This window comes from Microbacterium sp. Root53, assembly GCF_001426925.1.
Lineage (GTDB): Bacteria > Actinomycetota > Actinomycetes > Actinomycetales > Microbacteriaceae > Microbacterium.
The window spans coordinates 1-12,826 of sequence record NZ_LMFR01000011.1; the positions used below are offsets into that span (position 1 = coordinate 1).

The 12,826-nt window shown below is 69.5% G+C and carries 13 protein-coding genes and 1 pseudogene; 9 read left to right on the top strand and 5 right to left on the bottom strand.

Annotated elements, in window-relative coordinates; all coding sequences use genetic code 11:
- The 3 genes and pseudogenes from ASD19_RS14495 to ASD19_RS14280 all read left to right on the top strand — a co-directional run.
- Positions 1–102 (top strand): annotated as a pseudogene (locus ASD19_RS14495) (IS5/IS1182 family transposase); the annotation flags it as partial.
- Between the two features lie 103 nt (positions 103–205).
- A complete protein-coding gene (locus ASD19_RS04725; protein ID WP_055989124.1) occupies positions 206–532 on the top strand; it encodes a hypothetical protein in 327 nt (108 codons plus the stop codon).
- A 27-nt stretch (positions 533–559) separates the two neighbouring features.
- Positions 560–1,084: a hypothetical protein gene (locus ASD19_RS14280; protein ID WP_134747329.1), complete on the top strand. Its 525-nt coding sequence runs from the start codon at positions 560–562 to the stop codon at positions 1,082–1,084.
- Here the strand turns inward: ASD19_RS14280 and ASD19_RS14500 are convergent.
- The gene (locus tag ASD19_RS14500) at positions 1,081–2,229 is read right to left on the bottom strand and encodes a hypothetical protein (protein ID WP_055989130.1); all 1,149 of its coding nucleotides are present in this window, start codon (positions 2,227–2,229) and stop codon (positions 1,081–1,083) included. The two genes, ASD19_RS14280 and ASD19_RS14500, sit on opposite strands and share 4 nt — an antisense overlap.
- A 96-nt stretch (positions 2,230–2,325) precedes the next feature.
- Here ASD19_RS14500 and ASD19_RS14505 point away from each other — a divergent pair, with 96 nt between their 5' ends.
- The 4 genes from ASD19_RS14505 to ASD19_RS04755 all read left to right on the top strand — a co-directional run bounded on the left by ASD19_RS14505 (position 2,326) and on the right by ASD19_RS04755 (position 6,966).
- Positions 2,326–2,892, top strand: coding sequence for a dihydrofolate reductase family protein (locus ASD19_RS14505; protein ID WP_055989133.1), 567 nt, complete (start codon positions 2,326–2,328; stop codon positions 2,890–2,892).
- Between the two features lie 37 nt (positions 2,893–2,929).
- A complete protein-coding gene (locus ASD19_RS04745; protein ID WP_055989136.1) occupies positions 2,930–4,357 on the top strand; it encodes a CCA tRNA nucleotidyltransferase in 1,428 nt (475 codons plus the stop codon).
- 164 nt (positions 4,358–4,521) lie between these two features.
- Positions 4,522–5,721 (top strand): glycosyltransferase, encoded by a 1,200-nt coding sequence (locus ASD19_RS04750; RefSeq protein ID WP_055989139.1) that lies wholly within the window; start codon positions 4,522–4,524, stop codon positions 5,719–5,721.
- Between the two features lie 21 nt (positions 5,722–5,742).
- On the top strand, positions 5,743–6,966 hold the full coding sequence (locus tag ASD19_RS04755; RefSeq protein ID WP_055989142.1) for a glycosyltransferase: 1,224 nt from the start codon (positions 5,743–5,745) through the stop codon (positions 6,964–6,966).
- Between the two features lie 552 nt (positions 6,967–7,518).
- Here the strand turns inward: ASD19_RS04755 and ASD19_RS04760 are convergent.
- Together ASD19_RS04760 and ASD19_RS04765 are read right to left on the bottom strand one after the other, a co-directional pair.
- The gene (locus ASD19_RS04760) at positions 7,519–7,899 is read right to left on the bottom strand and encodes a hypothetical protein (protein ID WP_156377111.1); all 381 of its coding nucleotides are present in this window, start codon (positions 7,897–7,899) and stop codon (positions 7,519–7,521) included.
- An 82-nt stretch (positions 7,900–7,981) separates the two neighbouring features.
- Positions 7,982–9,019 carry a TerC family protein gene (locus tag ASD19_RS04765; RefSeq protein ID WP_055989148.1) on the bottom strand — a complete coding sequence of 346 codons (1,038 nt, stop codon included), beginning with the start codon at positions 9,017–9,019 and terminating at the stop codon, positions 7,982–7,984.
- A 268-nt stretch (positions 9,020–9,287) separates the two neighbouring features.
- Between ASD19_RS04765 and ASD19_RS04770 the strand changes: the two genes are divergently transcribed.
- Positions 9,288–9,797 carry a hypothetical protein gene (locus ASD19_RS04770; RefSeq protein ID WP_055989151.1) on the top strand — a complete coding sequence of 170 codons (510 nt, stop codon included), beginning with the start codon at positions 9,288–9,290 and terminating at the stop codon, positions 9,795–9,797.
- 84 nt (positions 9,798–9,881) lie between these two features.
- Here ASD19_RS04770 and ASD19_RS04775 read toward each other — a convergent pair whose 3' ends face one another.
- Positions 9,882–10,160, bottom strand: coding sequence for a helix-turn-helix transcriptional regulator (locus ASD19_RS04775; protein ID WP_055989154.1), 279 nt, complete (start codon positions 10,158–10,160; stop codon positions 9,882–9,884).
- A 98-nt stretch (positions 10,161–10,258) separates the two neighbouring features.
- Here ASD19_RS04775 and ASD19_RS04780 point away from each other — a divergent pair, with 98 nt between their 5' ends.
- A complete protein-coding gene (locus tag ASD19_RS04780) occupies positions 10,259–11,221 on the top strand; it encodes a sodium-dependent bicarbonate transport family permease (RefSeq protein ID WP_082542987.1) in 963 nt (320 codons plus the stop codon).
- 214 nt (positions 11,222–11,435) lie between these two features.
- Here the strand turns inward: ASD19_RS04780 and ASD19_RS04785 are convergent, their stop codons facing one another.
- Positions 11,436–12,746 carry an ISL3-like element ISPfr18 family transposase gene (locus ASD19_RS04785; RefSeq protein ID WP_055989158.1) on the bottom strand — a complete coding sequence of 437 codons (1,311 nt, stop codon included), beginning with the start codon at positions 12,744–12,746 and terminating at the stop codon, positions 11,436–11,438.
- Positions 12,747–12,826 lie beyond the last annotated feature (80 nt).

Sequence of the window (12,826 nt, forward strand, 5' to 3'; positions counted from 1 at the left end):
GGCCTCGCCACCCGCTACGACAAGCTCGCCGTCGTCTACCGCGCCGCCGTGATCCTCAACGCCGTCATCGCCTGGACCCGACAATTGTCAGACACGCCCTAAGTGACAGGGGCCACGGCCGCCACGCCGGGGGATTGGTCGACGTCATCACCCGGGGTTACAGTCGTCCACTGAACAAATCTTCGAAGCTCGCACGGAGGGGCTCGTGGGCCAGAATCGCCGGCATCCGCACAACGCGGGGCGTCTCGCCGAGCAGCGTGAGCTACGCGAGGCCCGGGCGAACGGACCGCTGCGCAGGCTGAGCTCCGAGCAGCTGGGGCAGCGCGTGGTGTCGATCGTCCCGGACAGCATGCAGCTGTGGGGCCTGGCGTGGCTGCGCTTCGGCGACGTCGACGTGCGCGCGACCGTGCGTGTGCGCCGCTGGACCGACGATGCAGTGGGCGTCGAGGTCGACGTCGACGGCGAACGCCTGCGCTGCTGGGTCTGGCAGGGCGCCTGTCAGCGCATCGCCGACCAGCGCGCCGGCTGGTGAAGGCGATCTTCTTGGCTCGCAGTCACCATGCAAGAACAGCCTGGCGAGATCCGCGCGCTCCGGTTCACCATTGTTCGCGGGTGCGGCTCGACAGCTGCTGCAGACTTTGCGAGCCTGGTAAGCATGGAGTCGGCGAAAGGATCAGCCACGGCTGGCTGGTTGTCGTTCATCAGTGCTGCGCTGATGATGCTCATGAGTGGCTGCTCCGCGGCCCCAGCCGAGCCCCCTGGGGATCCGGGTGAGCCAGCCGATCCTGGAACGAGACTTGAGGTCCGCGGCTACGAGGATGAGCCGAACTCACCGGCGTCGGTGCGTGCTTATGCGTCCGACGAGTCGCTGGTAGTGATCACGTCCGGCTCTTCGAGCTGCCCTTCGATCCCGGAGATCCTGGCGGTCGAGTCGGAGAAGCAGGTGGTCGAGATTGCCCTCACGGCGTGGCCGGCAGACGTCTGCACCGCCGATTTGGCTCCCCGTACGTTCACGCTCGACGCCGCCCGTGACCTCACGGGCTTCACAGTCGAGGTCACGGACGGCGCCGGCGGTGCTGACTAGGGGATGTAGTTGAGGCCGTACCCCGCGGTCATTAGTTCTGCGATGGGCGCGTACAGCCCGGTGGCACTGCATTTGCGTCCGCCCGTGGCGGATGATCCGGGTTCTCCGGTACAGGTAGCTGTTCCGTTGGACATGCCGCTGATGATGCCGGTGGCGTAGATGCCGCTCGATGTGGAGTAGACCGGGCCGCCGCTGTCGCCGTTTCCGAGCGCGGGGATACCCGTGGCCTGTTGCGTGCGCACGATGTTGTTGTAGCAAGGCAGCCCGGTGTAACAGACGGTCAGCCCCGTGGCCATGATCGTGTTCGAGCACACCGTGCCGCTGAAGCTCCCGGAGTAGCAGACGTTCGCGCCGACGACGCTGTGGATCGCACCCTTAATCGAGTAGACACCGGACCCGGAAACGGTGTGGTCGCCGATGAAGATGCCCGGGAGCATGTGGTCGGCCATTGGGCCCTTCCAGACCGAGACGTCGCCGTTGGACAGCCCGGCGCCGTAGGCGCTGTACGCCTTTGCGACGGGGTATCCGTCCACGGTGGTGTACTTCCAGCTTTGTCCTTCGACTCCGGCGTGGCAGTGATGTGCGGATCCCATGACCGGGACGTTCCCGGACGTCTGCGTCATTCGGTACCCGGTGGTGCAAGCGCTGTTCGCGCCGACGCGCGTCATGACAGCGCCGCTGTAGGTCGAGGGGTTGGCCGCGTGGTTGCGCAGCGCCGGCTGTGCCGCGGCCCCGTACTCGACCGTCACCGTGACGCCTTTGCCCTTGCCCTTGGCCTTCGCCTTCGCGCTGATTTCAGAGCGCGCATCGGCGCTGATTGTGCGGCCGCGGTTGCTCTCATCGAGGACCACACGCACTTCGCTGCCGTCGAGGGAGGGCTCGACCTCGACCACCCGATCTCCGGAGCCGAGTTTGCCGTTGGTGCCCACGATGTCGTTAGCGAGCTCCGCCTTGCCGATCGCATCCAGGACGGCTGGGCGGTGCTCGACAGCGCCGTCGAGCTTGGCTTCGCTCATGGCAGCGGCGAAGGTTGCCTCGTCTGCGGTTGCGTAAACCGCGAGCTTTCCGGTCTCCGGCAGCCACTCGACGGCGGAGATCCCGAGGTCGGGAGACGTGAGCGATGCCTCAAGCAGGGCCTGCGTCACATCCGCCGAAGGATTGCCGTCGGTCCGGAGCTCCGCTCGTGCGGCGGCCGGGCATCGTGGGCGCCGGGGGAGTTCGCCGACACCCGGGGGTGGCAGATGATGGGGATCATCACGGTGGAGCAGATCGTGTCGGTCGACGGGTTCGCCGCGGAGCCGGACGGCGGGCTGTCGTTCTTCGAGGCGGCGCCGTTCGAGGACGACGACCGCACGGACTCGGCCCAGATGCGCTGGCTGGAGACCGTCGACGCCATCCTGCTCGGCCGCCGCACGTACGAGATGTTCGCCGCGTACTGGCCCGAGGCGGATCCGGCGACCGAGGCCGTCGCCGTCCCGATCGCGCGACTGCCCAAGCACGTCGTGTCGCGCACGCTCGACCGCGCGCCGTGGGGCGACGGCGAGATCGACGTGGTCCCGGGGCTCGACGAGGCCGCCGCTCTGCGCGAGCGGTTCTCGTCGATCGCAGTGTGGGGCAGCCTCGAGCTCACGCGCGGCCTGTTCGACGCCGGTCTCGTCGACGTGCTGCGCCTGCGCGTGGTGCCCGTGCTGATCGGCTCGGGATGGGGCTTCGCCCCGCCCGACCTGCCGCAGACTGCGCTGCGGCTCGAGCACGCCGAGACCGCGCCGACGGGGCACGTGCTGCTGCAGTACCGCGTCACCCGCTGACCGAGGGGGCGCGCCGCGCCCGACTACCCTGGAACCCATGCTCAACATGGCCGCCGGTGTCGCGCGCCTCGGCGACCTCGCGGCCTCGCCGGTGGTCGCGACGCTCGCCCGCGCGTTCGCCGACGCCGGACACGACCTCGCGATCGTCGGCGGTCCGGTGCGCGACGCGCTGCTCGGCCGCACCACGCACGACCTCGACTTCACGACCGACGCGCGGCCCGACGACATCCTGCGGATCGTCACGCCCATCTCCACGGCCCAGTGGGACATCGGCCGGGCGTTCGGCACGATCGGCGCCCGCGTCCAGGGAGAGCAGGTCGAGATCACGACCTATCGCGCCGACAGCTACGACGGCGTGACCCGCAAGCCCACCGTGGAGTTCGGGGACACGCTCGAGGCCGACCTCGTGCGCCGCGACTTCACGGTCAACGCCATGGCGCTGCGCGTCACGGAGGTCAAGCTCGTGGACCCGACCGGCGGGGTCGAGGATCTGCTCGCCGGCGTCCTGCGCACGCCGATCGATCCGCGCATCAGCTTCGGCGACGACCCGCTCCGGATGCTGCGCGCCGCCCGGTTCTCCTCCCAGCTCGGGTTCGGGGTCGAGGACGGCACGCTCGCCGCCATCCGGGACCTGCGCGAGACGCTCTCGATCGTGAGCCCCGAGCGGATCCAGGGCGAGCTCAGCCGCCTGCTCGCGACCGAGGACCCCGTCCGCGGCATCCGCGTGCTGGTCGAGACGGGCCTGATCGACGAGTTCCTGCCCGAGGTGTCGGCGCTCAAACTCGAGGTCGACGAGCATCACCACCACAAGGACGTCTACGAGCACTCGCTGACCGTGCTCGCGCAGGCGATCGAGCACGAGCAGGCGCGCTTCCCGGATCAGGAGCCGGATGTCGCCCTGCGCCTGGCCGCGCTGCTGCACGACATCGGCAAGCCCCGCACGCGCAAGCTCGAGCCGGGCGGAGCCGTGTCGTTCCACCACCACGACCTGGTCGGCGCGCGGATGGCCCGCAAGCGCCTGCAGGCCCTGCGCTACGACGGCGACACGATCGACGCGGTCTCGAAGCTGATCGAGCTGCACCTGCGGTTCTTCGGCTACGCCGAGGGCGCGTGGACGGACTCGGCCGTGCGCCGCTACGTGCGCGACGCGGGCGACCAGCTGGAGCGCCTGCACATCCTGACCCGCGCCGACGTCACCACGCGCAACAAGCGCAAGGCCACGCGCCTCGCGCGCGCCTACGACGACATCGAGGCGCGCATCGCGTCGCTGCGCGAGCAGGAGGAGATCGACGCGATCCGCCCCGAGCTCGACGGCAACCGCATCCAGGAGGTGCTCGGCATCTCCCCCGGCCCCGCCGTCGGCAAGGCCTACCGGTTCCTGCTCGACCTGCGCCTCGACGAGGGCGTGCTGGGCGAGGAGGAGGCCGAGCGCCGGCTCACCGAGTGGTGGGCCGCGCAGGCCTGACCGCGGGCGGCGCCATCGCCGCACGGCGGCACGGCGCCCGGGTTCGCGCGGGGGCGTCGGATAGGCTCGGACCTCGTATTCCCTCGCCGTCACGGACCCGGTCCGTGGCGCACCGGCTCCGCCGCGTGAGCCCAGCCGCCCCTGACAGAAGCACGAGGCCGCACGTGACAACCTCCCCCTCCGGCGACACCGCCCGCCGGCCGCTGCGAATCCTGATCGGATGCGACACGTTCGCCCCCGACATCAACGGTGCGGCGCGGTTCGCGGAGCGCCTGGCAGCGGGTCTCGTGCAGCGCGGCCACGACGTCCACGTCGTGGCGCCCAACACCGTGTACAGGCTCGAGGACCCTCGCACCGAGACGATCGAGGGCGAGCAGATGACGCTGCACCGCCTGCCGTCGACCAAGCTCTGGTGGCACGAGTGGCTGCGCTTCGTGTGGCCGTGGCGCTCGAAGCACCACGCGCGGCGCGTGCTCGACGCGGTCAAGCCCGACGTCGTGCACATCCAGTCGCACATCGTGATCGGACGCGGCCTCGCGCGCGAGGCGCGCAAGCGGGGCATCCCGATCATCGCGACCAACCATGTGATGCCGGAGAACATCCTGGATCACACGCGCCTTCCCGAGTGGGCCAACCGGCTGTTCTTGAAGCTGGCGTGGGATGACGCGAAGCGCACGTTCGCGCTGACCGAGGCGGTCACGACGCCGACGCGCCGCGCCGCGGACTTCCTCGAGGCGCAGATCGACATCAGCGGCGTGATCCCGATCAGCTGCGGCATCGACCGCACGCAGTACACGGCCGACCTCGCACCGCGCACGGAGAACCGCATCGTCTTCGTCGGCCGCATGACGGCCGAGAAGCAGGTCGACGTCATCCTGCGCGCCCTCGCGAAGCTGGATCCGGCGCTCGACGCGAGGCTCGACCTCGTGGGCGGCGGCGACCAGGAGCACGCGCTGCAGGCGCTCGCCGCGGAGCTGGGGATCGAGGACCGCGTGGTGTTCCACGGGCGGGTGCCGGACGAGGAGCTGCGCGCCGCCCTCACGCGCGCGAGCGTGTTCGCGATCGCGTCGATCGCCGAGCTGCAGTCCATCGCGACCATGGAGGCCATGGCCTCGGGCCTCCCCGTGGTCGCGGCCGACGCCGTCGCGCTGCCGCACCTCGTGCACGACGGCGAGAACGGCTACCTGTTCCGCCCGGGCGACGCGGACGACCTGGCGGCCAAGCTCACGACCGTGCTCACGGCGGACGCCGACGAGCGCCGCCGCATGCAGCAGGCCTCGCTCGACGGCGTGGTGGTGCACGACATCAACCGCACGCTGGACACGTTCGAGGCGCTGTACCGCGGCGAGAACATCCCCGTCTGACGGCCGGAACGGATCCACGCCGTGCACATCGTGATGTTCGCGGACCAGCACGTCGAGACGCTCGGCGGCGCCCAGGTCTCGATGCGGCTGCAGCGACGCTTCCTGGAGCGCGCCGGTCACACCGTGACGGTCGTCGCGCCGCGCCGGCACGGGGCGCGCGCCGCGATCAACCCGGATGATCCCGGTTACCTGGACGTGCCGTCCATCCCCGTCACGGCCGACCGCGAGTACGGCTTCTCGTGGCCGGGCCGCCGGGCCGACGCTCTGATCGATCGCGGGATGCAGGCGCGCCCCGCGGTCGACCTCGTGCACGTGCAGGCGGACTTCTGGGCCGGATTCCTCGGCTACCGCTTCGCGGCCCGGCATGGGCTCCCGGCTGTACACACGATGCACAACCACGTCGACGCCGGGCTGGCCGCCAACACCCCGACGCCCGGTGCGGTGCTGTGGGCGCTCAACGCGTGGCGACGCGTGGCCCTGCGGGGTCTGCCGGGCGGAGCCGTCCGCGGCTGGGACGCGTGGGCGCACCTGCGGGGGCTCGCGATCGGGGCCGCGGCCGTGACCGCGCCCTCGTCGCACTTCGCGCGCCGCCTCGAGCGGCATGGTGTGTTCGACCCGGTCGACGTGGTCTGGAACGGCATCGACGACGAGCTGCTCGACGCGGTGCTGGCCGACGTCCCGGCCGAGCGCCGCCCCGGCCCGCCGCGGTTCGTGTGGCTGGGCCGGATGAGCCCCGAGAAGCGGCTGCTGCCGTTCCTGGAGGCCGTGGCCGAGGCGGGCGTGACGTGCGAGGTCGAGGTGATCGGCGGCGGCGCGCAGCTCGCGCCCGCGCGCCGGCTGGTCGCCCGCCGCGGGCTCGAGCGCACCGTGCGCTTCGCCGGCCGGATGCCCTACGAGCAGGTGCTGCACCGTCTCGCGGACGCCGACGCGCTCGTGCAGACGTCGATCGGCTTCGAGACGCAGGGCATGACGCCGTTCGAGGCGGCGTCGCTGGGCACGCCGTCCGTCGTGAGCGACCCGGACATCGCCGCCGAGCTCGGCGCCGGCGTGTGGCGCGCGGACTCCCCCGCGGACGAGCCGGGACGCGTGCGCGGCCTCGCGGCCGCGCTGCGACGGGCCGCGGCCGACATCGAGGCCGGCACCGCTCCCCTGCCGGACCCGGGCATCGGCGCGGAGTTCCGGCAGTCGTCGCGCACGGCGGCGATGCTCGCGATCTACGACCGCGTGGTCTCCCCCGCTCGTTGAGCGGAGCTCCGCTCGACGGCCGGCGTCAGGGAAGGCGGGAGGGGTCGGTGCGGACCCGGCCGTAGCCGTCGACGCGCACCTCGTGCACGGTGGCGGCGACGCCGAGCAGCCCGAGAGCTGTGACGAGGATCAGGATCATCATGGCAGTCATCCTGCGCTTGCAAAGATCCTGCCAACAAGCGCCTGCGCCGCGAGGTGGCCGAGCTGCGGAAAGCGAATGAGATCCTCAAAGCCGCGAGCTTCGCGCCCGCGTCGACCTCCCGACGACGATGCCACACCCGCAGCGTCTCCGCGCTCATGCCGAGGAGACCGGCCACATGCCGCACCGCAGACATCCTCGCGCATCTCGGGAGAGTACTTCCGGTTCATCGCGTTCCATCCTTGCTTCAAGAACGGAACGAAACCCAGGCCGATTCACACACAGCTCGCCGTGCCCGGCGAACTGGCGCAGGTCGTTGGGCCACAACGGGGCTTCCAGTACGACCCGGCCCATCGGGGCAGCGTGCCGGTCAGGCCGCAGCTGGCAGGCCTCCGATTGTCCGACCATCATTCTCACCGCCTATCCGGGCAGTCGCCGGGGACCGCGTACACGCGGGCTCCCCAGTCATCGATCGGATGCCACGAACCGCTTGCGCTGACGGTCTGGTCGATCACGGTGCGGGCGTCCCAGAACGGGCCGCCCTCCACGATCAGGCAGTGCCCGGCCTCCACCCGGACTTCGTTGACGGTCCCGCCCAGCAGTACCCGCTCCCCCGCCGCTACTACCATCTCGGTGTCCGATTGGTCGGTGACCGCGCGGACCGTCACCGGGGTGTCGCCGGCGTTGCGGAGGCTCCCACATCCGGGGACGGGTCCGCCGCAGGGGTCGCCCAGTCCGGTGGTCCATGCGACGGTGAGGACCCCGGTTACCGCGAGCAGCGGCAACACGAACACGGCCAGTGTTGAGCCTCGACGGCCCCTCCTCACACGCTGGGGTTCGGGGGCCAGGGCCGCCGAGGGGCTTGTGTGCGCCATCTCAGGACTCCTTCCTGGACGCCGCGGCCACCTTGCTGCGGCGACGGAACACCGGTTCGGCGGCGGCCAGCTCCTCTTCGGTGGCGATCCGGAACGCGCCGGCCGCCTCGGTCTGCACCTCGCGGCGCCCCTGTCCGCGGGTGGCGCGGAGGCTCGCGACGATCGAGACCGTGATGATGGTCGCGACGACGGCGAGGCTGATGGTGGTGGGGATGTAGAGCACGTCCAGCAGCAGCATCTTGATACCCACCCAGATCAGCACGAATGCGAGTCCGATCTTGAGGTAGATGAACCGGTGGATCAGGTCAGCGAGGAGGAAGTACATCGCCCGCAGCCCGAGGATCGCAAACGCGTTGGCGGTGAAGACCAGGAACGGTTCGCTGGTGACGGCGAAGATGGCGGGGATGGAGTCGACGGCGAAGATGATGTCGGTGATCTCCACCAGCACCAGCACCGCCAGTAGCGGGGTGGCCACGAGGATCCCGGCCTTGCGGATCAGGAACTTCTGGCCGTGATACGCGTCGGTCATCGGCACGAACCGGCGGAACACCTTCAGGATCTTCGACTTCTCGGGGTGCACGTGGTCGTTGCGGGAGCGGAACATCCGCCACCCGGTGTAGATCAGGAACGCGGCGAACACGTACAGGACCCAGGAGAAGTTCTCGATCAGCGCGGCGCCGGCGGCGATGAAGATGCCCCGGAAGATCAGCGCCCCCAGGACGCCGAGGAACAACACCCGGTGCTGGTACTCACGGGGCACCGCGAACGCGGCGAAGATGATCGCCCACACGAACACGTTGTCCACTGCGAGGGATTTCTCGATGAGGTACCCGGCGAAGTACTGCTGCCCGAACTCCGCCCCCCACAGCGACCACACCAACACACCGAACGCGACACCCAGGGTGACCCACACGATCGACCAGACCGCGGCTTCCCGCACACCGATCACGTGCGCTTTGCGGTGCGCGACCAGGTCGACGGCGAGCATCACCAGGATCACACCCAGGACAGCGAACCAGGCCCACAACGGGACATTCATGACAAAGACCTCCACGAGTCATTCGTGAAGGTCTCATCGGCCCTTGGGCCCTTCCGCACCGGATCCCGCACGGGGGAACGTATTGACGATACGGAAGCGGGATTACTCCCCTTCGAGGACTATGAAACAGCAGAAGTACACTTCACGTCAAGTCCTGCTCAAGAACCCGTCCGCAGCCCAATAGTCGACAGCCCGGGCGGGAGAGCGCCGGTTCGGCCGGACGGTTACGCTGGGCCGCGCGTGTCGGTTGGAGAAGAAGGGGGTTGGGGTGATGGCAGCTGGCGGGTTCGATCTGGATGCCGGACTGCGGCGGTACCCGTGGGTGTCGCGGGCGTTGAACGCGGAAGCCGTGTACGGCACCGTGCTGACGGCCGGGCTGATCTCGGCGTTCTCGCTCTACAACCCAGGCCTGCCCACCCTGATCGCCCGCACGGTCGGGACCGTGCTGGTGTTCTGGGGCGCGCACGTGTATGCCGAGATCGTTGGCAACCGCGACCTCACCTGGCGGGAGGCTGTCCGCGAGGCACTGCAGAGATCCGCGGGGCTGCTCTGGGCGCTGATCGTCCCGGTGGGATGCCTGGCTGTCGCCGCCGCGCTCCAATTGTCGCTGGGTACCGCGGTGGACATCGCGCTGTGGGGAGCCGTGGTCACCCTTGCACTCCTGGGCTGGTGGGCAGCCCGCCAACGCCGAACCTCGACCCTCATCAAGGTTCTCACGGCCTCTGGCACCGCCGGCCTCGGGCTCGCCCTGATCGCCCTCAAGGCTCTCGTCCACTGACCCTTCCCCGCCCTGGAACGCTAGATAAGCGAGCGAGTCGCTCCGCGTGCTACGCCAGAGTCGCCGTGGATGCCGTGGGCGGGATCAGGTCACATCCAGCAGGGCGCGAATCAGGTCATCGACAGTGTGGGTGGCGTTGGACGGGTGACGCAGCGGACGGTCCGGGTGCAACACATAGTGGTTGCGGCGGCCACGCTTCTCCCGCTCCAGATACCCCGCCGACTCCAGATCGTTCAGGATCGTCAACGCCGACCGTGGCGTCACCCCCACCACCTCCGCGATATCCCGCACGGCGGCGTCGTTGTTCTGCGCGACCGCGAGCAGCACGTGCGCGTGATGGGTCAGGAACGTCCACTCTGCCATTCCCCCATCCTCCCAAACCCGCGCGTCATTTGGTGAACCAAACTTCCGCTATCCTCTGGAAGGCAGAAGTCTGCTTCACCAATCGTGATGGGGGACCCTTGTTCGACGCAGCCCTGACCAACCTCCTCTCACCCCCAGTGCTCGCCTTCGGACTGGGGGTGCTCGCGGCCGCCATCAAGTCCGACCTGAAGGTCCCGGACGCGATGATGCGGGCGCTGTCGATCTACCTGCTGCTGGCCATCGGCCTGAAGGGCGGGGTGGCGCTGCGCGGCGAAACCGCCACCGCCGTGCTCGGCCCGGTCGCCCTCGCCCTGGCCCTCGGAGTGATCATCCCCGCCGCCGCGTACGGCGCCCTCAAACTGATGACCCGGCTGGGCCGGATCGACCGCGGCGCGATCGCCGCGCACTACGGCTCCACCTCACTGGTCACCTTCACCGCCGCTCTGGTGTTCCTCGACAACGCCGGCATCTCCTACCCCGGATACTCGGCCACTCTGCTGGCCGTGCTCGAGGTCCCCGGCATCCTGATCGGCATCCTCCTCGCGCGCCGACACCTCGCCAAAACCGCCGGGTGGGGACCCACCCTCCACGAAGTCCTCACCGGCAAATCGGTGCTCCTCCTGATCGGGGGGTTGGCCATCGGATTCATCGCAGGCCCTGCCGGGTACGCCCCGATCGCGCCCGTGTTCACCGACGCCTTCCGCGGACTGCTGGTGCTGTTCCTGCTCGCCCTCGGCCTTGAAGTCGGACACCGGCTCGGCACCATCCGAGAAGGCGGACCCGGGCTGATCGCCTTCGCCCTCCTCTTCCCCCTCGCCGCGGGTACCCTCGGCGTCGCGACCGGAACCCTCATCGGGATTAACGTCGGCGGAGCGGTCGTCCTGGGCGTCCTCTGCGCCAGTGCGTCCTACATCGCCGCGCCCGCCGCTGTCCGCCTCGCGTTGCCTGACGCCAACACCGCCCTGTCCCTCACTGCCAGCATCGGCATCACCTTCCCCCTCAACCTCGTCCTCGGGATCCCTCTCCTAGCCTGGCTCGCCGAGCAGCTCGCAGGCAGATGATTAACCGGGACGGTCGGGGTTGCTGGGCATGGTGCGGGCGATGACGTATTCGATACTGTCCCGCTGCGAGAACTGCGCCCACCTGCTCGCGGTTTGAGGAGTCAGACCCGTCTGCGTGGCCACTACCGCAGCGGGGAGGTCGCTGGCGAGAGCCAGCATGGCGGTGTTGCGGGTAACTTGGGGGCGGATCCCGGCTTGAGCAAGCTTTCTCGGCTCATCGCGAATGAGAGTGTAGGAGCGGTCTGAATCCGCCGGCTTCGAGGAGCGATCTGGCGACGTAGTGCGTGAGGTTCCGGAAGCCGAGGGCGGAACCGCGAAGGTGCTCGAGCCGGCCGTTGATGGCCTCCGTTGGGCCGTTGCTCGTTCCGGGGCGGTCGAAGAACGCGAGGATGTCCGCGGCGCGCTGCTTCAGCGTGCGGCCGAGGCGACGGACCTCTTTGAGCAGCGCGGGGACGCCGTTGCTGACAGAGTCGATCACCGCCCGCATCATCTCCTTCGCCTTGTTCTTGTCGGGTTCGCGGTAGGCGGCGACGATGCGCTGGTAGATGCCCCAGGTCGCTTCGACCTCGACGTGCTCCTCGGCGGCGAACACCGCGTCGAGCCGCGCGGTCTGCTTCTCGGTGAGGAAGCTCGCGCCGGTGTGGAGGGTGCGGCGGACCCCGTAGAGCGGGTCGCCGGCGTGACCGCGGTGCCCGAGGGTGTCTTGCTGGACGCGCTGCCGGGTCCGGTCGAGCGCGTCGCCGGCGAGGCGGACGACGTGGAACGGGTCCATCACCGGGACCGCGTCGGGGAGCTCTTCGGCCGCGGCGGTCTTGAACCCGGAGAACCCGTCCATCGCGACCACCTCGATCCGGCTCGACCACTCCGCAGGCCGGGCGGCGAGCCACTCCTTGAACACCTGCTTCGAGCGGCCCTCGACCATGTCCAGCAGCCTGGCCGGGCCCGTCTTGTTCCTCGCGGGGGTGAGGTCGATGATCACGGTCACGTACTTCTCGCCAAACCGTGTGTGACGCCAGACGTGCTCGTCGACACCGATCGTGGTGACCCCGTCGAACCTCGCCGGGTCGTCGATCAGGCGACGCTTGCCTTCGGCGATGATCGCGGTGTTCGCGGTATGCCACGACACCCCGAGCCCTGCTGCGGCGCGGGAGACGGTGAGGTGGTCGACCACGATCGCCGTGAGTGCCCACCCGATCCCGCCGCGGGAGATCTTCGCCCTCGGCGCCGCCGCCTTCGACGTGTCCTGCCGCCAGGTCCGGCGGCAGTGCGTGCACCGGTAGCGGCGCACCCGGACCAGCAGCGTCGTCGGCCGATGCCCGAACGGCTCATGCGCCAGCGGCCGCGTCACCGTGTCACCCGGCACGCCCTCCGCGCCGCACTTCCGACACCACGGGTCGTCCTCGACGACGCGGCACTCCAGCACCGCCCGATCAGGCTCGAGCAGCTGCCCGACGGCTTGAAAACCGAGCTCGTCAAGACGGCAGAACGTGGTCAGGTCAGGGGTCGCGAACGTAGGGTGGTGCAAGTCGAGGTCTTCCGGCAGATGGTGAGCGTGAGAACTTCCATCCTGGAAGACCTCGACGCCTATCCGCGAACCAGCCGGCG